General features: G+C 70.4%; 25 protein-coding genes. 18 read left to right on the plus strand and 7 right to left on the minus strand.

What is annotated here, in order from left to right; translation table 11 throughout:
* The first annotated feature begins 20 nt into the window (after positions 1-20).
* Together LV457_RS19630 and LV457_RS19635 are read left to right on the plus strand one after the other, a co-directional pair.
* The gene (locus LV457_RS19630) at positions 21-956 is read left to right on the plus strand and encodes a DNA-3-methyladenine glycosylase (RefSeq protein ID WP_232173219.1); all 936 of its coding nucleotides are present in this window, start codon (positions 21-23) and stop codon (positions 954-956) included.
* A gap of 98 nt (positions 957-1,054) precedes the next feature.
* A complete protein-coding gene (locus tag LV457_RS19635; protein ID WP_232173220.1) occupies positions 1,055-1,594 on the plus strand; it encodes a Dps family protein in 540 nt (179 codons plus the stop codon).
* Positions 1,595-1,652: 58 nt separating this feature from the next.
* Here LV457_RS19635 and aqpZ read toward each other — a convergent pair whose 3' ends face one another.
* Both aqpZ and LV457_RS19645 read right to left on the minus strand, forming a co-directional pair.
* Positions 1,653-2,471: an aquaporin Z gene (gene aqpZ, locus LV457_RS19640; RefSeq protein WP_232173221.1), complete on the minus strand. Its 819-nt coding sequence runs from the start codon at positions 2,469-2,471 to the stop codon at positions 1,653-1,655.
* A 104-nt stretch (positions 2,472-2,575) separates the two neighbouring features.
* Positions 2,576-3,733 (minus strand): chloride channel protein, encoded by a 1,158-nt coding sequence (locus LV457_RS19645; protein WP_232173222.1) that lies wholly within the window; start codon positions 3,731-3,733, stop codon positions 2,576-2,578.
* A gap of 160 nt (positions 3,734-3,893) precedes the next feature.
* On the opposite strand from LV457_RS19645, the gene LV457_RS19650 reads away from it, so the two are divergent.
* The 6 genes from LV457_RS19650 (at position 3,894) to LV457_RS19675 (ending at position 8,161) form a co-directional block, all read left to right on the plus strand.
* Positions 3,894-4,529 (plus strand): TetR/AcrR family transcriptional regulator, encoded by a 636-nt coding sequence (locus tag LV457_RS19650; protein ID WP_232173223.1) that lies wholly within the window; start codon positions 3,894-3,896, stop codon positions 4,527-4,529.
* 55 nt (positions 4,530-4,584) lie between these two features.
* The gene (locus LV457_RS19655; RefSeq protein ID WP_232173224.1) at positions 4,585-5,013 is read left to right on the plus strand and encodes a hypothetical protein; all 429 of its coding nucleotides are present in this window, start codon (positions 4,585-4,587) and stop codon (positions 5,011-5,013) included.
* Positions 5,014-5,080: 67 nt separating this feature from the next.
* Positions 5,081-6,019: a class I SAM-dependent methyltransferase gene (locus tag LV457_RS19660; protein WP_232173225.1), complete on the plus strand. Its 939-nt coding sequence runs from the start codon at positions 5,081-5,083 to the stop codon at positions 6,017-6,019.
* Between the two features lie 79 nt (positions 6,020-6,098).
* Entirely contained in the window at positions 6,099-6,965 is an 867-nt protein-coding gene (locus LV457_RS19665) for an SDR family oxidoreductase (protein WP_232173226.1), read from the plus strand.
* A gap of 9 nt (positions 6,966-6,974) precedes the next feature.
* Positions 6,975-7,682 (plus strand): haloacid dehalogenase type II, encoded by a 708-nt coding sequence (locus LV457_RS19670; protein WP_232173227.1) that lies wholly within the window; start codon positions 6,975-6,977, stop codon positions 7,680-7,682.
* Positions 7,679-8,161 carry a DUF456 domain-containing protein gene (locus LV457_RS19675; protein WP_232173228.1) on the plus strand — a complete coding sequence of 161 codons (483 nt, stop codon included), beginning with the start codon at positions 7,679-7,681 and terminating at the stop codon, positions 8,159-8,161. Before LV457_RS19670 ends, LV457_RS19675 begins: the two co-directional genes overlap by 4 nt.
* Before the next feature lie 451 nt (positions 8,162-8,612).
* On the opposite strand, the gene LV457_RS19680 is transcribed toward LV457_RS19675, so the two are convergent.
* Together LV457_RS19680 and LV457_RS19685 are read right to left on the minus strand one after the other, a co-directional pair.
* Positions 8,613-9,440 (minus strand): tyrosine-protein phosphatase, encoded by an 828-nt coding sequence (locus tag LV457_RS19680; protein ID WP_232173229.1) that lies wholly within the window; start codon positions 9,438-9,440, stop codon positions 8,613-8,615.
* Positions 9,437-10,654, minus strand: a complete 1,218-nt coding sequence (locus LV457_RS19685; protein ID WP_232173240.1) for an acyl-CoA dehydrogenase family protein — start codon at positions 10,652-10,654, stop codon at positions 9,437-9,439. The genes LV457_RS19680 and LV457_RS19685 overlap by 4 nt, the downstream gene beginning before the upstream one ends.
* A 173-nt stretch (positions 10,655-10,827) precedes the next feature.
* On the opposite strand from LV457_RS19685, the gene LV457_RS19690 reads away from it, so the two are divergent.
* Genes LV457_RS19690 through modA form a run of 4 tightly spaced genes read left to right on the plus strand, consistent with a single transcriptional unit; the run spans position 10,828 to position 14,427 of the window.
* The gene (locus tag LV457_RS19690) at positions 10,828-11,922 is read left to right on the plus strand and encodes a Re/Si-specific NAD(P)(+) transhydrogenase subunit alpha (protein WP_232173230.1); all 1,095 of its coding nucleotides are present in this window, start codon (positions 10,828-10,830) and stop codon (positions 11,920-11,922) included.
* Entirely contained in the window at positions 11,922-12,242 is a 321-nt protein-coding gene (locus LV457_RS19695; protein ID WP_232173231.1) for an NAD(P) transhydrogenase subunit alpha, read from the plus strand. Before LV457_RS19690 ends, LV457_RS19695 begins: the two co-directional genes overlap by 1 nt.
* On the plus strand, positions 12,239-13,672 hold the full coding sequence (locus tag LV457_RS19700) for an NAD(P)(+) transhydrogenase (Re/Si-specific) subunit beta (protein ID WP_232173232.1): 1,434 nt from the start codon (positions 12,239-12,241) through the stop codon (positions 13,670-13,672). Before LV457_RS19695 ends, LV457_RS19700 begins: the two co-directional genes overlap by 4 nt.
* Positions 13,673-13,674: 2 nt before the next feature.
* Positions 13,675-14,427, plus strand: coding sequence for a molybdate ABC transporter substrate-binding protein (gene modA / locus LV457_RS19705; RefSeq protein ID WP_374198898.1), 753 nt, complete (start codon positions 13,675-13,677; stop codon positions 14,425-14,427).
* 3 nt (positions 14,428-14,430) lie between these two features.
* On the opposite strand, the gene LV457_RS19710 is transcribed toward modA, so the two are convergent.
* The gene (locus LV457_RS19710; protein ID WP_374198899.1) at positions 14,431-14,541 is read right to left on the minus strand and encodes a hypothetical protein; all 111 of its coding nucleotides are present in this window, start codon (positions 14,539-14,541) and stop codon (positions 14,431-14,433) included.
* Positions 14,542-14,693: 152 nt separating this feature from the next.
* Here LV457_RS19710 and LV457_RS19715 point away from each other — a divergent pair, with 152 nt between their 5' ends.
* Entirely contained in the window at positions 14,694-15,353 is a 660-nt protein-coding gene (locus tag LV457_RS19715) for a TetR/AcrR family transcriptional regulator (protein ID WP_232173233.1), read from the plus strand.
* A gap of 1 nt (position 15,354) precedes the next feature.
* On the plus strand, positions 15,355-15,798 hold the full coding sequence (locus LV457_RS19720; protein WP_232173234.1) for an SRPBCC family protein: 444 nt from the start codon (positions 15,355-15,357) through the stop codon (positions 15,796-15,798).
* 18 nt (positions 15,799-15,816) lie between these two features.
* Here the strand turns inward: LV457_RS19720 and LV457_RS19725 are convergent, their stop codons facing one another.
* Positions 15,817-16,170, minus strand: coding sequence for a hypothetical protein (locus tag LV457_RS19725; protein WP_232173235.1), 354 nt, complete (start codon positions 16,168-16,170; stop codon positions 15,817-15,819).
* A 112-nt stretch (positions 16,171-16,282) separates the two neighbouring features.
* A complete protein-coding gene (locus tag LV457_RS19730; protein WP_232173236.1) occupies positions 16,283-16,963 on the minus strand; it encodes a GntR family transcriptional regulator in 681 nt (226 codons plus the stop codon).
* Between the two features lie 148 nt (positions 16,964-17,111).
* Between LV457_RS19730 and fadD5 the strand changes: the two genes are divergently transcribed.
* From fadD5 to LV457_RS19750, 4 genes are all read left to right on the plus strand, one after another.
* Positions 17,112-18,749, plus strand: coding sequence for a fatty-acid--CoA ligase FadD5 (gene fadD5, locus LV457_RS19735; protein WP_305071256.1), 1,638 nt, complete (start codon positions 17,112-17,114; stop codon positions 18,747-18,749).
* Between the two features lie 304 nt (positions 18,750-19,053).
* Entirely contained in the window at positions 19,054-19,767 is a 714-nt protein-coding gene (locus LV457_RS19740; RefSeq protein WP_374198900.1) for an MlaE family ABC transporter permease, read from the plus strand.
* Complete coding sequence (locus tag LV457_RS19745; RefSeq protein WP_232173237.1) at positions 19,767-20,636, plus strand: ABC transporter permease; 870 nt, start codon at positions 19,767-19,769, stop codon at positions 20,634-20,636. Before LV457_RS19740 ends, LV457_RS19745 begins: the two co-directional genes overlap by 1 nt.
* Positions 20,637-20,638: 2 nt before the next feature.
* A partial coding sequence (locus LV457_RS19750; RefSeq protein WP_232173238.1) for an MCE family protein occupies positions 20,639-21,255 on the plus strand: 617 nt, incomplete at its 3' end.

Here is a 21,255-nt window from a genome sequence, read left to right on the forward strand (position 1 = left end):
CTTCGTGAAGGGGAGGACGCGTGGCCCACGCCGCCGACACACTCGGTGCGCTCGAGCGTGTCGTCACCTTCGCCGGTCCGGTCAGTCCGGGCCTGACCCTGTCACCGCTCAAGCGGGGTCCGGGCGACCCGACCTACCAGGTCGACGCGGACGGCGCCATCTGGAAGACGAGCCTGCTGCCGTCGGGTCCGGTGACCGCCCGGATCGCGCGCCGCGGGCCCGCGGCGGTGGTCGGCCGGATGTGGGGAGCAGGCGCCGCGGAGTTCGCCGAGCGGCTGCCGGCGTTCCTGGGCGCCGACGACGAGCCGGCGGACTTCGCGCCCGCGGAGCCGACGGTGGCCGCCGCACACCGCCGGGTGCCGCACCTGCGGCTGGGCCGCACCGGGCAGGTGCTCGAAGCGCTCGTGCCCGCCGTGTTGGAGCAGCGGGTGACCGGCGCGGACGCCTTCCGCGCCTGGCGTCTCTTGGTCACCCGGTACGGCACGCCGGCACCCGGGCCGGCGCCGGCGCGCATGCGGGTGCCGCCACCGGCGGAGGTGTGGCGGCGCGTCCCGTCGTGGGAGTTCCACCGCGCCAACGTCGATCCCGGCCGGGCCCGCACCGTCGTCGGCTGCGCACAGCGCGCCGCGTCGCTGGAACGGCTGTGCACACGACCGGCGGCCGCCGCGCGCGACGCGCTGACGTCGTTGCCCGGAGTCGGCGTCTGGACCGCCGCCGAAGTGGCGCAGCGGGCCTTCGGTGACGGCGACGCGCTGTCCGTCGGGGACTACCACCTGTGCAAGCAGGTCGGCTGGGCGCTCACCGGGCGGCCGGTGGACGACGCCACCATGATCGAACTGCTGGAACCGCTGCGCCCGCACCGCTATCGCGCGGTGCGGCTGCTGCAGGCCGCCGGGCTGATGCGGATGCCGCGCCGTGGCCCGCGTCTGCCGGTGCCCGACATCCGCGTGCTGTAAGACTCCGGTCAGGTGTGCGCGCTGATTACGCCCGCTGGGCGACGGGTATGCGACTGCGCGACTGATCACGAGACTTCGCAACGAGGAGGGAGCACGCCATGCCCGAATACACCGTCCCCGGCATGACCGACAAGGAAGGCGCACAAGTCGCCGAGCTGCTGCAAAAGCAGCTGAGCCGCTACAACGATCTGCACCTGACGCTCAAGCACATCCACTGGAACGTGGTCGGCCCGAACTTCATCGGCGTCCACGAGATGATCGACCCGCAGGTGGAACTGGTGCGCGGCTACGCCGACGAGGTCGCCGAGCGCATCGCGACGTTGGGCGCCTCGCCCAAGGGCACGCCGGGCTCGATCATCGCCGACCGCACGTGGGACGACTACTCACTGCAGCGCGACACCGTCCAGGCCCATCTGGCGGCCCTGGACCTGGTGTACGACGGCATCATCGAGGACACCCGCAAGAACATCGAAGACACCGAGGAGCTGGATCCGGTCACCCAGGACATGCTGATCGGCCACGCCGCGGAACTGGAGAAGTTCCAGTGGTTCGTGCGTGCGCACCTGGAGAACGCCGGCGGCCAACTGGTCAGTGCCGGCGAGTCCACCGAGAAGGGCGCCGCCGACTCGGCGCGCTGACCCACAGCACCGAAACGGGCCCGTGCCGCGACGGCACGGGCCCGTTCTCGCGGGCAGGTCAGTCGCGCCGGCCGGGATCGATCTCGCCCGCGGCGGCGTCGCGGATCTCCAGCCGGTCGTCGCGCACGGGTCGGTCGGCGAGTTCCTCGCTGCGGCCGAACAGGAACGGATACGCGGCGCCGGCGATCGCCGCACCCGCGAGCGGCGCCAACCAGAACACCCACAGCTGCGACGGCGCGCCCATGCCGTTGAAGAACGCCACGCCGGTCGAGCGGGCCGGGTTCACCGAGGTGTTGGAGATGGGGATCGAGATCAGGTGGATGAGGGTGAGCGCCAGGCCGATCGAGAGGCCGGCGAACCCGCGCGGCGCCCGGTTGTCGGTGGAGCCGAGGATGACCAGCAGGAAGATCGCGGTCAGCACGATCTCGGTGACGATCACCGCCGCGAGCGTGTAGCCGCCGGGGGAGTGGTCGCCGTAACCGTTGGCGGCCATGTTGCCCGCGGCAGTCCAGCCGTCCCGGCCGCGGGCGACGACGTAGATGACGAGTCCGGCGAGCAGTCCGCCGACGACCTGGGCGACCCAGTAGAACGGCAACGCCTGCCATTCGACGCGGCGTGCGATCGCGGCGCCGAACGTGACCGCTGGGTTGAAGTGGCCGCCGGAGATGGTGCCGAAGGCGTAGACGCCGGTCAGCACCGTCAACCCGAATGCCAACGCGACGCCGGCGAAGCCGATGCCGTAGGAGACGCCGTCGGCGGAGACGAACTTGGCGGCGAACACGGCGCTGCCGCAGCCGCCGAGCACCAGCCAAAAGGTGCCGATGGTCTCGGCGGCCAGTCGGTGGGCCATGGTCGGGGCAGTGGTGAGTGCGGGCATCGGCGGACCTTTCGCGTCGCTGCGTGACGTCGGCACCAGCGTCACACGTACGTCGCCGGACGCCACCGGCCGTGGCGAAACCGTTGCGCGATGGTGACGCCGCGTTACGCGTCCGCCCGGCGCTCGGCGGCGGCGGTCTCGCGGTCGCGGCGCTGCGCGGTGTACATCGACCGCCCGGTGCGCGAGATGAGCAGGTAGGCGATGCCGACGGCGACCATCGCCCCGGGCAGCACGGCGAACGACGTCGTCATCTCCGCCACCATGATCATCACCGCCAGCGGTGCGTGCGCGATGCTGCCGAAGCACGCCATCATCGCCACGACCACGAAGACGCCCGGCGAGGCGGGCAGGCCGGGCGCCCCTGCCAGGTCGGCGAGCTGCCAGATCGCCGCGCCGGTGATGCCGCCGATCACGATGCCGGGTCCGAAGATCCCGCCGGACCCGCCGGTTCCCACCGACAGCGAGGTGGCGACGATCTTCGCCAGCGGCAGCACCAACAGCACCCACAGCGGGAACGACTCCAGGCCCGCCGGGGTGGTGGCGCGCTGCACGAAGCCGTACCCGCTGCCCAGCACCTGCGGGACCAGCAGCGCGAGCAGCCCCACCAGCAGGCCCCCGACGGTGGGGGAGACGACGGGTCCGCCGGGCAGCCGACCGGTGAGCGCGACTGTGCCGTAGAAGACGCGCACGTAGCAGTAGCCGACGGCGGCGGCCACCACACCGATCAGCAGGAACCACACGAGCTGGCCGGCGTGGTCGGACAGGTCGAGCGTGCGGGCGAGCAGCGAGCCGAACCCCGCAGAGATCTGCGCGGTGGGCCCTTCGCGCCCGGCCGAGCCGCCCGAACCGATGGTGAGCGCGCTGGCGACGAGCTTGACCAGCACCGCCCGGATGCGGATGCCGCGCGGATCGGTGTGCACGGCTTCGATCGCGCTGTCGGTACCGTGGCCCTGCGCCTCGGGGGCCAGCGTGGCGACGAGCCACGCCGACGCCAGCGCGCCGCCGCAGGTGACCAATGGAATCGCCCAGGGCCGCGTGAAGCCCGCCGACCCGGCCTCGCCGCCGTCGCCGACGGCCTCCGGCGGGACGTAGCCGCCGAGGTCGCCGAGCAGGTATCGGCCCGCGACGTCGAGCGCGAGCAGGAAGACGATCGCGCCCAGGCCGGCGATCACGCCGATCGCGACGCCCAGCAGCAGCCACTTCCGGAGGTAGCCCGATCGGCTGACGACGCCTCCGATGACCGACCGCACACGCCGCACCATGTCCGGATGGTAAGCGGCGACCGCTGCTCTACACTGCAGGCAGGTCGCGGGGGCGACGGCGAACGAAGGGGGGTGGTCCGGGTGTCGGAGTCGACCTTCACCGCACCGCCGGAAGAGTTGCTGACCGGTGACATGGCAAACGCTTTGGAGCACCCGCACCGTGCCGCAGACCGCTAGCCGAGGGCCGGGTCGCCCACCCGCGGCGAAGGCGGCCGAGACGAAGGAGCGCATCGTCCGCGCGGCCCGCGATGTGTTCAGCGAGCTCGGCTACGACGCGGCGACGTTCCAGGCCATCGCGATGCGGGCCGATCTCACCCGGCCGGCCATCAACCACTACTTCGCCAGCAAGCATGTGCTGTACCGCGAGGTGCTCGAACAGACCAACACGTCGGTGCTCGCGCGCGGCATCGAAGAGGCCAACGGCGAATCGACGATGGTCGCGCGGCTCACCGCCTTCGTCCGGGCGGCGCTGCAGCCCGACGAGCCCGACCGATCCGCGGCGGCGTTCCTGGTGACCTCGGTGCTCGAATCGCAGCGTCACCCCGACCTGCAGTTCGCCGGGCACGATGCGCTGGCCAACGTGCGGTCGTTCCTGCAGTCGGTGGTCGCCGACGCGGTCTCCACCGGCGAGCTCGCCGCGGACCTCGACGCGAACGCGCTGGTCGAAGCGCTGGTGGCGATGGTGTGGGGCATGGGCTTCTACGCCGGCTACGTGCGCGGCGCGCACGATCCGGCGGTCGTGATCGACCAGTTCCGCCACCTCGTCACGGGCACGCTGTGGGAACTGCGGGCGTGACGCAGCCCGCGCGAACCGGCGTTTAGCGGCCGCGCCGGCGGGTCAACCGTGGGGCATGAGTACAGACGACACCGGCGCGAGCGTCAACGATGTCGGCGGCTTCGGCGACTCGCTGCGGCCGATGGAGGCGCTCGACTCCGACGAGATCCGCAACGCCGACGGTGACGAGACCGTCGACCCGCCCGACGGCTGGAGCGAGGCCGACAAGCTGACCGTCACCCCGGAGGGCGAACTCGAAGGCGAGTCGCTCGAACGCAAGCTCAACGCCGAGGAGCCCGATCCGGCCACCGAGGTGCCCGATCCGGCGGCGGCTCCGGTTCCGGAGCGGCTCGAAACCGACGACACCGAGGTCGCCGCGCTGGCGGACGACGCCGTCGAGACGCCGGACATCGACCGGCTGCCGCCCGAACAGATCGGCGTGACCCGCGGCCAGGTCAGCGGCACACCCGAGGACGGCGACGGCATCTTCCCGGTGGTCGAGTGATCATTCGGTAGCACTGCTAAGCGATCGGTAGCATGGCGCCGGCACCTCGACCGGAAGGATCGTCGCGATGAGTTCGCTGCGCAGCCATGACGACAGCTGGGACATCACCGAGAGCGTGGGCGCCACCGCCCTGATGGTGGCGGCCGCGCGGGCCGGGGAAACCGAACGCGACGACCCGCTGATCTCCGATCCCTACGCCCGGCCGCTGGTGGCCGGCGCCGGCGACGGGTTCTGGAACGTCAGCCTCGACCCGGGCATCGCCGCGAAGATCGCCGAATCCGACCCGCAGACAGTCGCCCTGTTCGAGCACATGGGCAGCTATCAGGCGGTACGAACCCACGTCTTCGACGACTTCTTCGCCCAGGCGAGTGCGGCAGGCATCCGGCAGGTCGTGATCCTGGCCAGCGGCCTCGACTCCCGCGCCTACCGGCTGCCGTGGCCCGACGGCACCACGGTCTTCGAGATCGACCAGCCGCGGGTGCTCGAGTACAAGGCCAAGACGCTGGCCGACCTGGGGGTGGCGCCGAGCGCCGTGCGCCACGCGGTCCCGGTGGACCTGCGCCAGGACTGGCCGGCGGCGCTGCGCGGCAGCGGGTTCGACCCGTCGCAGCCGACCGCCTGGCTGGCCGAGGGACTGCTGATGTATCTGCCCGCCGAGGCGCAGGACCGACTGTTCGAGCTGGTCACCGAGCTGAGCGCGCCGGGCAGCAGAATTGCCGCCGAAACCGCGGGCCGCTCGTCCGATGAACGCCGGCGCGAGGAGATGCGGGAACGCTTCCGGCGTATCGCGGCTCAGCTCGGCATCGAGGAGACGCTCGACATCCAGGAGCTCATCTACGACGACCCGGATCGCGCCGACGTCGCCGAGTGGCTGAACGCCCACGGCTGGGCCGCGCACGCCACCAGCTCCCGCGACGCGATGCAGCGCCTCGGCCGCTGGTCGCTGCCCGAGGAGTTCAGCGACGAGGAGGCGTTCTCACACTTCGTCACCGCGCAGCGGCGCTGAGGCGGACCCGGCTGCCCGGCCGTCACCCGCTAGCCGTATATAGGTAGGCAACCGCGTCTCGACCGAGAGAAGGAACAACATGCCCGGAGTGCAGGATCGTGTCGTCGTCGTCACCGGAGCGGGCGGCGGGCTCGGCCGCGCATACGCGCTGACGCTGGCCCGGGAGGGCGCCAGCGTCGTCGTCAACGACCTCGGCGGGTCGCGCGACGGCACCGGCGCCGGCCACAACATGGCCGACCTGGTGGTGCAGGAGATCAAGGACGCCGGCGGCCGCGCGGTGGCCAACTACGATTCGGTCGCCGAACCCGAGGGCGCCGAGAACATCATCAAGACCGCGCTCGAGGAGTTCGGCAAGGTCGACGGCGTCGTCAGCAACGCCGGCATCCTGCGCGACGGCACCTTCCACAAGATGACGTTCGAGAACTGGGACGCGGTGCTGAAGGTGCACCTCTACGGCGGCTACAACGTCCTGCGCGCCGCGTGGCCGCACTTCCGGGAGCAGGGCTTCGGCCGGGTGCTCGTCGCCACCTCCACCAGCGGGCTGTTCGGCAACTTCGGCCAGGCCAACTACGGCGCCGCGAAGCTCGGGCTCGTCGGCCTGATCAACACGCTCGCCCAGGAGGGCGCGAAGTACAACATCAAGGCCAACGCGCTGGCGCCGATCGCCGCCACCCGGATGACGCAGGACATCCTGCCGCCGGAGGTCTTCGAGAAGCTGACGCCGGAGTACGTCGCGCCGGTGGTCGGCTACCTGATGACCGAGGAGCTGCCGGACACCGGATCGGTGTTCATCGTCGGCGGCGGCAAGGTGCAGCGGGTGGCGCTGTTCCAGAACGAGGGAGTGACCTTCACCGACGGCGTGCCCACCGTCGACGACGTGGCATCTCGCTGGGGCGAGATCACCGACCTGTCGGCCGCGAAGCAGGCGAACTTCTCGCTGGGCTGACGGTCCGGCATGGACGTTCGGGCGCTGGCCTTTGACGTGTTCGGCACGGTCGTTGACTGGCGCTCGAGCGTCATCGGTGAACTGCGGCGGTTCGGTGGGCGCCTCGGCGTCGACGCCGACTGGCCGGCGTTCGCCGACCGCTGGCGCGACGGGTACGCGCCGGCGATGGACAAGGTGCGCCGCGGCGAGCTGCCGTGGACGCGCCTCGACGGCCTGCACCGGATGATCCTCACCGAACTGCTGGCGGCCGAGGGCATCTCGGCGCCCGACGCCGAGGTCGACGACCTCAATCGGGCGTGGCACCGGCTCGATCCGTGGCCCGATGCCGTCGACGGCCTGACCCGGCTGAAGCGGTCTTTCGTCATCACCACGCTGTCCAACGGCAACGTCTCGCTGCTGACCAACATGGCCAAGCGCGCGGGGCTGCCGTGGGACTGCGTGATCTCCGCCGAACTATTCGGGCACTACAAGCCGGACGCCGAGGTCTACCTCGGCTGCGCCGACCTGCTCGACGTGGCGCCCGCCGAGCTGATGCTCGTCGCCGCCCACCCGTCGGACCTGCGGGCGGCCCGCGCGACAGGGCTGCGCACCGCCTACGTCGCCCGGCCACTCGAGCGGGGACCCTGCGCGCCGACGCCTGCCGTCGAGGACGGCGAGTTCGACTTCTTCGCAACGGGTTTCGCCAATCTCGCCGACCAGTTGGACGCCTCGCGGTGAGCACCGGCGGAACCGCCCTCGTCGGGGTGGTGATCCTGATCGGCCTCATCGGGGTGGTGGTGCCGCTGCTGCCCGGGACACTGCTGGTGTTCGGCGCGATCCTGGTGTGGGCGCTCGTCGAGCAGACCCTCGCCGGCTGGGTGACGCTGGCGGTGGTGACGGTGCTCGTCGCGGTCACCACGGCGGTCAAATACCTGTGGCCGGTGCAGCGGATGCGGCGCGCGGACGTGTCGAACGCGTCGCTGGTGGCCGGCGGCGTGCTGGGCATCGTGGGGTTTTTCGTCATCCCGGTGCTGGGGCTGGCGATCGGCTTCGTCGGCGGCATCTACCTTGCCGAACTGCTGCGCCGCCACGATCAGCGGATCGCATGGACGTCAACGGTGCACGCGCTCAAGGGCGTGGCGCTGTCAATGCTCGTCGAGCTGACCGGCGCGCTGGCCGCCGCCGGGATCTGGCTCGGCGCGGTGCTCTTGGGCTAGCGGCGGCGCGGCAGATCGGGCTTCTCGGGCGCCGCCACGCTTCTCGGTCGTCGACAAGCCGGAGGATCGTTCGAAGTGCCCGCCTCCGAGCGACAACGAGAGGAAGCCGCGGCGGGCTCGCGCCGCGATGGCTCGAGCGGGGACTGCCGCTGCACTGAGTCTCACACCTCGGCGTTGATCTCCACGTCACGGTGGTTCTCGCCGGCGTGTCGCCGCCCTCACGTGCGAGTCAACGTCCTCACGTGCGAGTCAACGCCCTCACGTGCATGTCGACGCCGCGAGTGCACAGTCGCCGCCGCCATTGCACAGTCGCCGCCAGTGCACAGTCGACGCCGCAACGGTGCCGGGCAGCGAGCCGCGCCCGCCGCTGTTGTCGCTGCGAGGCGGGCAAGCGCGCGTGCGCGCCGGCTGGTGACAGAAGTGACTGCCGAGGCCAGGCGGTGCCGCGGCGCTACCGCAGCCGGTGGGTCAGCGCCCGCAACTGCTCGGCGGTCACCCCGGCCGACTCCAGATAGCCGGTCAGCGAGCCGTAGTGGGAGTGGATGCCGCGACGGGCCGCCGCCAGATAGTCTTCGCGGACCCCGAGCACCGCCTCGGTCAGCTTGGCCTCGGCGAAGGCCAACGCCTCGGGCGTCATCTCGTCGCCGCCGCGCTCGCGCATCGTCGCGAGGATCCGCTCGCGCAGCGACGGCACCGCGGCGTTGCTGCGCAGGTAGTCGGCGAGGATGGCGTCGCGGTCGACGCCGAGCGCCTCCAACACCACCGCCACCGCAAACCCGGTACGGTCCTTGCCGGCGAAGCAGTGCGTGATGACGGTCCGGCCCGCGGCGAGCAGCGAAACGATCTGCGCCACAGCCCGTTTCGCGCCGCCAAGGGTCGGGAACCGCTCGTACTCCTCGGTCATGTACCGCGCGGCGGCCACGTCGACGGGTTCGTCGCCGGACTCGTCGCGGAAGAGCCGGGTGAAGCTGTAGTCGTGCGGGGCCTGGCCACCGCCGCTGGAGGCGGCGAACCCACTATCGTCCGGGGAAGCGCTCAGGTCGGGAAACGGCAGCCGGTGCACCGTCACCGTGTCGGGCACCGAGCCCGGTCCGTGCCGTTCGACCTCGCGCGGGGACCGCAGGTCCGCCACGTCGCTGATCCCCAGGCCGAGCAGCGCCCGCTGCCCGTCGGCGTCCAGCCCGCTCAGCTCACTGGATCGAAAGAAGCGGCCGGGCCGCAGCCCGGTGCCCTCGGCGATGTCGCGGAAATTCCACGCCCCCGACAGCGCCTCGGTCACCGAGCGGTCACCGCGGCGGCGAACGGTGTCTTCTCGCGTCCCAGCTCGGCGCGGGCGATCGACCGCATGTGCACCTCGTCGGGCCCGTCGAAGAGTCGCATCGCGCGGTGCCAGGCGTACATGCGGGCCAACGGCACGTCCTCGCTGACGCCGGCGCCGCCGTGCACCTGGATCGCGCGGTCGATCACGTCGCACGCGACCTGCGGCGCCACCGCCTTGATCTGGCTGACGAGCAGGTGTGCGGCCTTGTTGCCCTGCTGGTCGATGGTCCACGCGGCCTTGTGGCACAGCAGCCGGGCCTGGTCGATCTCGTTGCGAGAGCGTGCAATCGCCTCGCGGACCACGCCCTGCTCGGCCAACGGCTTGCCGAACGCCACCCGCTTCTGCACCCGGTCGACCATGAGCGCCAGCGCCCGCTCTGCCGCGCCCAGCGCACGCATGCAGTGATGGATGCGGCCCGGACCGAGCCGGGCCTGGGCGATAGCGAAGCCGGAGCCCTCCTCGCCGAGCAGGTTCGACGCCGGCACCCGCACGTCGCGGTAGACGATCTCGCAGTGGCCGTGCTGGTCCTGCCAGCCGAACACCGGTGTGCTGCGGACGATCTCGATACCCGGCGTGTCGATGGGCACCAGCACCATCGACTGCTGCTGGTGCGACGCCGCGTCGGGATTGGTGCGGCCCATGACGATGAGGATCTTGCAGCGCGGGTCGGCGGCGCCGGTGGTCCACCACTTGCGGCCGTTGATGACGTAGTCGTCACCGTCGCGGACGATCTCGGTCTGGATGTTGCGGGCGTCGCTGCTGGCGACCGCCGGCTCGGTCATCGAGAACGCGCTGCGGATCTCGCCGTCGAGCAGCGGCTTGAGCCAGCGCTGCTGCTGCTCCTCGGTGCCGAACAGGTGCAGGGTCTCCATGTTGCCGGTGTCGGGCGCTGCGCAGTTGAGCACCTCGGGGCCGATCTCCCCGCTCCACCCCGACAGCTCGGCGAGCGGCGCGTACTCCACATTGCTCAATCCGGCGACGGCGGGCAGGAACAGGTTCCACAACCCCTGCTCCTTCGCCAGCACCTTCAGCTCCTCGACCACCGGGGGCACGGTGTGGTCGCCGGGCCCGCGCTCGCGGCGGTAATCCTCGTAGGACGCCTCGGCGGGAAAGACGTGCTCGGTCATGAACGCCTCGAGGCGGTCGTGGTAGTCCCGGCCCTTCGCCGACATCGCAAAGTCCACAGCGTCCTCTTTCCGCGGTCGTCACCGTCGCCGACCGGCCGGTTGGCCGAGCTCGATCCCAACTGTAGGTGGCGGTGTCGCCGCGACCTCGGGCGGCGTGATTGTGGCAACGCCGCGTACGCCGACTACATTGACGCAGACCTTTCGACGGGCAGGGGAGCATGACAGACGCGCAGACGACCATCGGGGTGGTGAAAGAGTCCGGCGCCGACGAGCGACGGGTGGCGCTGGTACCCAAGGCGGTGGCGTCGCTGGTGAAGGCCGGCGTGGCCGTGGTGGTGGAGGCCGGCGCGGGCGAGCGGGCGCTGCTGTCCGACGACCATTACATCGCCGCGGGTGCCGACATCGGTGACGCCTGGGCGGCCGACGTCGTCGTCAAGGTGGCGCCGCCGTCGGCCGAGGAGGTCGGCCGGCTGCGCAGCGGCCAGACACTCGTCGGCTTCCTGGCACCCCGCAACGCGGACAACCGGATCGCCGACCTGCAGGCCGCGGGCGTGCAGGCGTTCGCCGTCGAGGCAATCCCGCGGATCTCGCGCGCGCAGGTGATGGATGCGCTCAGCTCGCAGGCCAACGTCGCGGGCTACAAGTCCGTGCTGCTCGCGGCGTCGCTGTCGACCCGGTTCTTCCCGATGCTCACCACCGCGGCCGGCACGGTGAAGCCCGCCAGCCTGCTGGTGCTCGGCGTCGGCGTCGCCGGCCTGCAGGCGCTCGCGACCGCCAAGCGGCTCGGCGCCCGCACCACGGGATACGACGTGCGGCCCGAGGTCGCCGACCAGGTGCGCTCGGTCGGGGCGCAGTGGCTGGATCTCGGGATCGCCGCGGCCGGTGAGGGCGGCTATGCCCGCGAGCTCACCGAGGACGAGCGGGCGCAGCAGCAAAAGGCGCTGGAAAAGGCGATCACCGGCTTCGACGTCGTCATCACCACCGCGCTGGTGCCCGGCCGGCCCGCCCCCCGGCTCGTCACCGCCGCCGCCGTCGAGGGCATGAAGCCTGGCAGCGTCGTCGTCGACCTGGCCGGCGAGACCGGCGGCAACTGCGAGCTCACCGAGCCGGGCCAGACCGTCGTCCGCCACGGCGTCACGATCGCCTCGCCGCTGAACCTGCCGGCCACCATGCCGGAGCACGCGAGCGAGTTGTACTCCAAGAACATCACCGCGCTCCTCGAACTGCTGATCAAAGACGGGGCCCTCATGCCGGACTTCGACGACGAGGTGGTCTCGGCCTCCTGCGTCACCCGCGGGAAGGAAGCCTCCTGATGTACGACGAACTGCTGGCCAACCTCGCGATCCTGGTGCTGTCCGGGTTCGTCGGGTTCGCCGTGATCTCCAAGGTGCCCAACACACTGCACACGCCGCTGATGTCGGGCACCAACGCCATCCACGGCATCGTCGTGCTCGGCGCGCTGATCGTGCTGGGCAGCCTGCCCGCCGACGCCGGCTGGGGCGTGCGGATCATCGCGTTCGTCGCGCTGGTGTTCGGCACGCTGAACGTGATCGGCGGCTTCCTGGTGACCGACCGGATGCTCGGCATGTTCAAGGGCCGCAAGCCCGGCCCGAAGACCGAGGTGACGCAGTGACCTACCTCGTCCCCGCCCTCTACATCGTCGCGTTCGCGCTGTTCATCCTCGGCCTGTCGGGGCTGACGGGCCCACGCACCGCGGTGCGCGGCAACTGGATCGCCGCGACGGGCATGGCCATCGCGGTCGTCGCCACGCTGATCGCGGTGCGGGACACCGCGGCGATCAACTGGATCCTGATCGCCGCCGGCCTGGCGTTGGGCGTCGTGCTGGGCGTGCCGCCCGCCAAGCGCACCAAGATGACGGCGATGCCGCAGCTGGTCGCGCTGTTCAACGGCGTCGGCGGCGGCACCGTCGCGCTGATCGCGTGGGCCGAGTTCATCGAGACCGACGGGTTCGCGCACGTCGACCGCACTCCCTCGGTGGCGCTGGTCGTCGGATCGCTGTTCGCGGCGATCATCGGCTCGGTGTCGTTCTGGGGCTCGCTGGTGGCGTTCCTCAAGCTGCAGGAGTCGATCCCCAAGAACCTGGAACGACGGCTGGTGTCCGCCGCGAAGCTGTTCCAGGCGTCGAACATCGTGCTCCTGCTCGCCGCCGTGGCCGCCGCGGTGTACATCGGCCTGCACGCCGGTGCGGACGGCGGCAGCTCCGTCTGGTGGATCATCGCCGTGCTGGTGCTCGCCGGCATCATGGGTCTGTTCGTCGTCTTCCCGATCGGCGGCGCCGACATGCCCGTCGTCATCTCGCTGCTCAACGCGCTCACCGGGCTTTCCGCGGCGGCCGCGGGCCTCGCGCTCGACAACACCGCGATGATCGTCGCCGGCATGATCGTCGGCGCGTCGGGCTCGATCCTGACGAACCTCATGGCCGTCGCCATGAACCGCTCGATCCCGGCGATCGTGTTCGGCTCGTTCGGCGGCGAGCAGGCGGCCGGTGTCGCGGGGTCCGCCGAGCAGGGAACGGTCAAGGCCACCTCGGCCGCCGACGCCGCCATCCAGCTCGCCTACGCGAACCAGGTGATCGTGGTACCCGGCTACGGGCTCGCGGTGGCGCAGGCGCAGCACGCGGTCAAGGAGATGGCCGACCTGCTGGAGGACAAGGGCGTCGAGGTCAAGTACGCGATCCATCCGGTCGCAGGCCGCATGCCGGGCCACATGAACGTGCTGCTCGCCGAGGCCGACGTCGAATACGACGCCATGAAGGAGATGGACGACGTCAACGGCGAGTTCAACCGCACCGACGTCGCGATCGTCATCGGCGCGAACGACGTCACGAACCCGGCGGCGCGCAACGACCCGAGCTCGCCGATCCACGGCATGCCGATCCTCAACGTCGACGAGGCGCGGTCGGTGATCGTGCTCAAGCGCTCCATGTCGTCGGGTTACGCCGGCATCGAGAACCCGCTGTTCTTCGCCGAACAGACGTCCATGCTGTTCGGTGACGCAAAGAAATCGGTGACGTCGGTGATCGAAGAGCTGAAGGCGCTGTAGTCGTGCGCCGCGCGCTGGTGCCGCTCGTCGCGCTGATCCTGCTCGCCGGCACTGCGTGCGCTTCCGGCGAGTCGGACACCACGCTGACGGTGTTCGCGGCGGCGTCGCTGCGCCAGGTGTTCACCGCCATCGGGAAGACCTTCGAAGCCGACCATCCGGGCGTCGGCGTCGAGTTCTCCTTCGCCGGCTCGTCGGATCTGGTGACGCAGCTGACGCAGGGCGCGCCCGCGGACGTGTTCGCCTCGGCTGATCGCCGGAACATGGACAAGGCGGCGCAGGCGGGGTTGCTCGCCGGCGAGCCCGTCGACTTCGCGTCGAACACGCTGACGATCGTCGTCGCACCCGGCAACCCGAAGCGCATCACCGGCCTGCGCGACCTCGCCCGTCCGGGGCTGGCGGTCGTCACCTGTGCGCCGCAGGTGCCGTGCGGCACGGCGAGCCGAGCGCTTCAGGAAGCCGCCGGGGTGACGCTCGTGCCGGTGAGCGAGGAGTCGTCGGTCACCGATGTGCTGGGCAAGGTGACCAGCGGCCAGGCCGACGCGGGGCTGGTGTACGTCACCGACGCCCGCGCGGCGGGTGATGCGGTGACCGCTGTCGACATCCCGGAGGCGGCGCGCGCGGTGAACACCTATCCGATCGCCGTGCTGGCACAGCGCCGCAACGACGACCTCGCGCGGCAGTTCGTCGCCGCCGTCACCGGCGAGCCGGGCCGCGAGGTGCTGGCCGACGCCGGCTTCGGCCCGCCGCGCCCGTAGGGCTCAGACCGGCGGATATGCTGGCGGCGGGTAGACGCCGCGCAGGAACCAGGGGATCACCGAGAACGCGTATTCCAGTTCGTCGCTCGCGTCGTAATCCGGATTCGGATCCATCGCCACGCCTCCTTGAACGGTGCCGCTACAGCAGTAGCCGCAGTCTAGCCCGCGGGGGCGCTTCGTAACCCTCGGCCGGGGCATTGCCTAAACTGTCCAACCAGTTGATTGATCGCCGGCCCGCGCCGGCCCGGGGGAACAGTGAGCGCGAGATGCCAGCCGACACCGGCACCAGCAACGGGATGACCCGCCGCCAGGAATTGCTCGCCGTCGCCACCAAGCTGTTCGCCGCCCGCGGCTACCACGGCACCCGGATGGACGACGTGGCTGATGTCGTGGGCCTGAACAAGGCGACGGTCTACCACTACTACGCGAGCAAGTCGCTGATTCTCTACGACATCTACAAGCGCGCCGCCGATTTCACGGTGGCCGCGCTGCACGACGACCCGTCGGCGTCCGCCCGCGAGACGATCTACCACTTCACCCGCCGGCTGCTGGTCGGCATCGCGAGCGATCTGGAGCAGGCGGCCGTCTACTTCCAGGAGGGCCCGTACATCACCGAGTGGTTCACCGAGGAACAGGTGGAGTACATCCGCAACGCCGAGTCGCAGGTCTACGAGCACGTCCGCGACGTCATCGACCGGGGCATCGCCAGCGGCGAGTTCAACGAGTGCGATTCGCATGTGCTGGCGCTGGGATACATCGGCATGACGCTGGGTTCGTATCGGTGGCTGCGCCCGGACGGCCGGCGGACGGCCGAGGAGATCGCCGCGGAGTTCGCGACGGCCCTGCTGCGCGGGCTGATCCGCGACGAGGCGGTGCGCCGGGAGTCGCCGCTCGGTGACGGTGTGCCGACGGCGCGGAGCCGCTGACATGCCGGTGGTGTCGAAGACGGTGGAGGTGGCCGCGCCCGCCGACCGCATCCTCGGGATCGTCCGCGACTTCGAGGCCTACCCGCAGTGGAATCCCGAGATCAAGGGTTGCTGGATCCTGGCCCGCTACGACGACGGCCGGCCCAGTCAGCTGCGGCTCGACGTCGAGATCCAGGGCCAGTCCGGCATGTTCATCACCGCCGTCTACTACCCGAGCGACACGCAGATCTACACGATGCTGCAGCAGGGCGAGCACTTCGAGAAGCAGACGCAGACCTTCTCGGTGGTGCCGCTCGGGCCGGCGCTGACGCTGCTGACGGTGGACCTCGACGTCGAGACGAAGCTGCCGGTGCCCAAGCCGATGGTCAAGAAGCTGGTGAACGACGTGCTCGACCACCTCGCCGAGGCGTTGAAGCGGCGTGCCGAGGAGCTCACCTCGCCGTAGCCCCGTACGGCGCTGCTGTCACATCTGTCTCACCCGTCGCCGGCCGGCTGGACTGCTCGACTGCCCGCCTCCGAGCGACAACGCCGCATCGGCAGCGTTGCGCATGGCCTGCACGCGCTGGTGGATGCGGTACTCGGTGGCGCGCGGCATGTCCCCGGGGCCGTACCGGCCACGGCCGCGCCGCAGCACGCGGCCGTGTGACTGTTCCCAGCGCAGGGCGTCCGACACCGCTTTCGAGGGTCGGCCGGCGAAGCCGAATCCGCGGGCAGTCAACGCGTCGACGAGCTCGGTGACGCTGGTGTTGCCGCGCTCCTGCAGCTCCCAGGCCAAGGCGTAGCGGAGCTCGATGCCCCGTAATTCGTAGCCAGTCATGCCACGACCCTGCCGGTGACGTCCGACATGCTCGCCGTGTCGCTCGGAGGCGGGCACCGTGACGCCCGGTCCGGGCGGGGACAGCTGGAGCGGGTGGGGAAGCGCGGGAGCCCTATGCCCAGATGCCGGACGCCTCGAGGTGGGCCAGCAGCCGGCGGGCGCCGTCGGCGAACTGCCAGTCGGTCAACCTGACGACCTCCGCGGTGTCGCGGCGGCGCAGGGCGGCGACGAGCCGACGATGGTTGTCGACGGCCGCGGCGCCCCACTGCGGATCGGCCGCATACACCATGGGTGGCATGTAGCGCGCGACGTGCAGCAGGAACCACGCGAGCTTCGTCCGCTCGGCGGCGCGGTTGAACGTGCGGTGGAAGGCGAACTCCACATCGGCGACGGCTGCGGCGTCGGCCGCGGCCACCGCCGACGACAGGTCGCCGATCAGCGTCTCCAGCTCGTCGACCGTCGCGTCGGTGATGCGTCGCGCCGCCGTCGCCGCCAGCTCCCGCGCGATCGTCGCCTGCAGCCAGAAGACGTCCTCGATGTCCTCCCGCGACAGCGGCCGCACCAGGTGCCCGCGGTTGGGCACCAGCTGCACCATGCCCTCGCCGCGCAGCGTCAACAGCGCCTCGCGCACCGGGGTGGCGCTGACACCGAGCGACGCCGCGGTCTCGTCGAGCCGGATGAAGGTGCCGGGCCGCAGCGTGCCGGACATGATGGCGGCCCGCAGGTGTCCGGCGACCTCGTCGGAGAGCTGCGCCCGGCGTAGCCGCGTCGAACCGTCGATCGACGTTTTCATGCGCCTCCGCTTCGAGCGTCGGACGCCGGCCCGACGGACTTGTCGCTGTCGGACGCGCCCGTTAGTGTGACCCGGACTACAGCATGTTTGATCAAATATCAGCCATCCGCAACCGGAACGCCTGACAGTTGATGAGGAGCGACCGCCGTTGTCCGACATCCCGGCCACCGAGCAGCCGTATCTGGCGCGGAGGCAGAACTGGAGCAACCAGCTGTCTCGCCACGCGTTGATGCAGCCCGAGCGCACGGCGATCCGGTTCGAGGGCGCCACCATCACCTGGCGCGAGTTCGACTGCCGTGTCACCGCTCTCGCCGACGCGCTGCACCGGCGCGGCATCGGCTTCGGCGATCGCGTGATGATCCTCATGCTCAATCGGCCGGAGTTCGTCGAAGCGGTGCTGGCGGCGAACCGGCTCGGCGCCATCGCGGTGCCGGTGAACTTCCGCATGACGCCGCCCGAGATCGCCTACCTGGTCGACGACTGCGAGGCCCGGGTGATCGTGACCGAGGCGATGCTCGCGCCGGTCGCCGCCGCGGTGCGCGCGCAGGCGCCCGCGGCCACGGACATCATCGTCGCGGGCGCACCCACGGCCGACGGCGTCCTCGGGTACGACGACCTGATCGCCGAGGACGGCCCGGGCCACGAGCCGGTCGACATCCCGAACGACTCGCCCGCGCTCATCATGTACACCTCGGGCACCACCGGCCGGCCCAAGGGTGCGGTGCTCACCCACGTCAACCTCGCCGGCCAGGCGATGACCTTCCTGTTCACGTCGCCGCCGAACATCAACACCGACGTCGGCTTCATCGGGGTGCCGCTGTTCCACATCGCCGGCATCGGCAACATGATCGTCGGGCTGCTGCTCGGCACCCCGACGGTGATCTATCCCCTCGGCGCCTTCGATCCGGGCGCGCTGCTCGACACGCTGGCGGCCGAGCGCGTCACCGGCATCTTCCTGGTGCCGGCGCAGTGGCAGGCGGTCTGCGCGGCGCAGCGGGCCAGGCCGCGCGACGTGATGCTGCGCAACCTGTCGTGGGGCGCGGCGCCGGCGTCGGACACGCTGCTGCGCGACATGGCGGCGACCTTCCCGGGCGCCAACATCCTCGCCGCGTTCGGCCAGACGGAGATGTCGCCCGTCACGTGCATGCTGCTCGGAGAGGATGCGCTGCGGAAGCTCGGCTCGGTCGGCCGGGTCATTCCGACGGTGTCGGCGCGCGTCGTCGACGAGAACATGAACGACGTGCCCGTCGGCCAGGTCGGCGAGATCGTCTACCGGGCGCCGACGCTGATGGCCGGCTACTGGAACAACCCCACGGCCACCGCCGAAGCGTTCGCCGGCGGCTGGTTCCACTCCGGCGACCTCGTCCGCCAGGACGAGGAAGGCTACGTCTGGGTGGTCGATCGCAAGAAGGACATGATCATCTCGGGCGGGGAGAACATCTACTGCGCCGAGGTCGAGAATGCGCTCGCCGCGCACCCGGCGATCGAGGAGGTCGCCGTCATCGGCCGGCCGCACGAGAAGTGGGGCGAGGTGCCGGTGGCCGTCGTCGCGCTGAGCGCGCAGCGCGGTGACGCGTCGTTGACGCTCGACGAACTGGACGGCTTCCTCACCGAGCGCCTCGCCCGCTACAAGCACCCGAAGGCGCTCGAGGTCGTCGAGGCGCTCCCCCGGAATCCCGCCGGCAAGGTCCTCAAGACGGAGCTCCGAGCGAAGTACGGTGCGGTACCTGCATCGGCCGAAAAATCAACCGCCGCAGCGTCTTCGGCGACGGGTGCAGCGACGTGAGCAGCCACAGCAATTTTCGCCATCGTCAAGGTTTTGTAATCAGGCAGATGCTGTCACCCGGGGTGATTGCATCGGGTACATTCCTGTGGTCCGCCTTACTACCGGCGGGTAGAGCGACGACGCTCACGTGCCGTAGCTCAACGGGAGGAGGGGCCGTGCTGGAGGGTCAGCCTGCACGTCGACCAGGACGTGGATACCCCGTGCGGACGTGCCGGTGACATCGGCGTCCGGGTCGGCCGGCATCACCGGATACATTCGCGATCAGGTCCGAGGCCCGCTGGAACTCGTCGGCGGCTTCTTCCGCATGTGCGTGCTCACGGGCAAGGCGCTGCTGCGGCCGTTCGAGTGGCGCGAGTTCATCCTGCAGTCGTGGTTCCTGATGCGGGTGGCGTTCCTGCCCACCGTCGCGGTCTCGATCCCGCTGACGGTGCTCATCATCTTCACGCTGAACATCCTGCTGGCGGAGTTCGGCGCGGCTGACGTGTCCGGCGCCGGCGCGGCGCTAGGAGCCGTCACGCAGCTCGGCCCGCTGGTGACGGTGCTGGTGGTGGCCGGTGCCGGCTCCACGGCCATCTGCGCCGACCTCGGGGCCCGCACCATCCGCGAGGAGATCGACGCGCTCGAGGTGCTGGGTATCGACCCGATCCACCGCCTGGTGGTTCCGCGCGTCGTCGCCTCGACCTTCGTCGCGTTCCTGCTCAACGGCGCCGTCATCACCATCGGCCTGGTCGGCGGCTTCATCTTCGGCGTCTACATCCAAAACGTCTCCGCCGGCGCCTACGTGTCGACGCTGACGCTGGTGACCGGCCTGCCCGAGGTGCTGATCTCGGTGGTCAAGGCGCTGACCTTCGGTCTCATCGCCGGCCTGGTGGGCTGCTACCGGGGCCTGACGGTCTCGGGCGGCGCCAAGGGCGTCGGCACCGCGGTCAACGAGACGCTGGTCCTCTGCGTCGTCGCGCTGTTCGCGGTGAATGTGGTGCTGACCACCATCGGTGTGCGGTTCGGAACGGGGCGCTGATGGCGAACACCACGGTCCTGCGGCAACGGTTCCCGCGGGCCTACGACGCAGCGGGCAAGGTCGCCAGCGCACCGGGCCGCGCGCTCGACGGCACCGGGCACGTCGCCTGGTTCGTCGTCACCGCGGTCGGTCAGATAACCCACGCGCTGCGCCACTACCGCAAGGAGATCCTGCGGCTCATCGCCGAGATCGGCATGGGCACCGGCGCCATGGCCGTCATCGGCGGCACGGTGGCCATCGTCGGGTTCGTGACCCTCTCGGGCGGCTCGCTGATCGCGATCCAGGGCTTCGCCTCGCTCGGCAACATCGGCGTCGAGGCGTTCACCGGCTTCTTCGCCGCACTGGTCAACGTCCGCATCGCCGCACCCGTGGTCGCCGGACAGGCGCTCGCCGCGACGGTCGGCGCCGGCGCGACGGCCGAGCTGGGAGCCATGCGGATCAGCGAGGAGATCGACGCCCTGGAGGTCATGGGCATCAAGTCGATCTCCTACCTGGTGTCGACCCGCATCCTCGCCGGCTTCGTCGTCATCATCCCGCTGTACGCGATGGCGATCATCATGAGCTTCCTGTCCGCCCAGATCACCACCACGTTCTTCTACGGGCAGTCCACCGGTACCTACGACCACTACTTCCGGACGTTCCTGCGGCCGGACGACGTGATGTGGTCGTTCGTGCAGGCGATCGTCATCTCGATCATCGTCATGCTGAACCACTGCTACTTCGGCTTCTACGCCAGCGGCGGCCCCGTCGGCGTGGGCGAGGCGGTCGGCCGTTCGATGCGGGCGTCGCTGGTGGCCATCGTGGTCGTGGTGTTGTTGGCCTCGTTGGCGCTCTACGGCGTCGACCCGAACTTCAACCTCACGGTGTAGCCATGACCGCACCCCTGAACTCGCCGCGCAAGCCTCCGATCAAGCTGGCCGGGGCCGTGCTCCTGCTGGTGGCCGCGGTGGTCGTCACGCTGGTCTACTTCCAGTTCCGCGGAGACTTCACCCCGAAGACGGATCTGACGCTGATCGCCGACCGTGCCGGGCTCTCGATGGAGCAGGGCGCCAAGATCACCTACAACGGCGTCGAGATCGGCCGGGTGGGCAAGATCGACGAGGTCCAGGAGAACCAGCAGCCGCGGGCGAAGTTCAAGCTCGAGGTCGATCCGCAGTACGTCCGCCTCATCCCGACCAACGTGCAGGCCGCCATCAAGGCGACCACGGTGTTCGGCAACAAGTACGTCTCGTTCACGTCGCCGAAGAACCCGCAGGGCCGGATCTCGGCGGGCGCCGTCATCCGCGCCGACCAGGTGACCACCGAGTTCAACACGCTGTTCGAGACCATCACCCAGATCGCCGAGAAGGTCGACCCGGTGAAGCTCAACGCGACGCTGAGTGCGGCGGCCGAGGCGCTCACCGGGCTGGGCGACCGGTTCGGCGAGTCCGTCGTCGAGGGCAACGACATCCTGTCGCAGGTCAACCCGCGGTTGCCGCGGTTCCGCTA

This window comes from Mycobacterium sp. MYCO198283, assembly GCF_021213805.1.
Taxonomy (GTDB): Bacteria; Actinomycetota; Actinomycetes; order Mycobacteriales; family Mycobacteriaceae; genus Mycobacterium.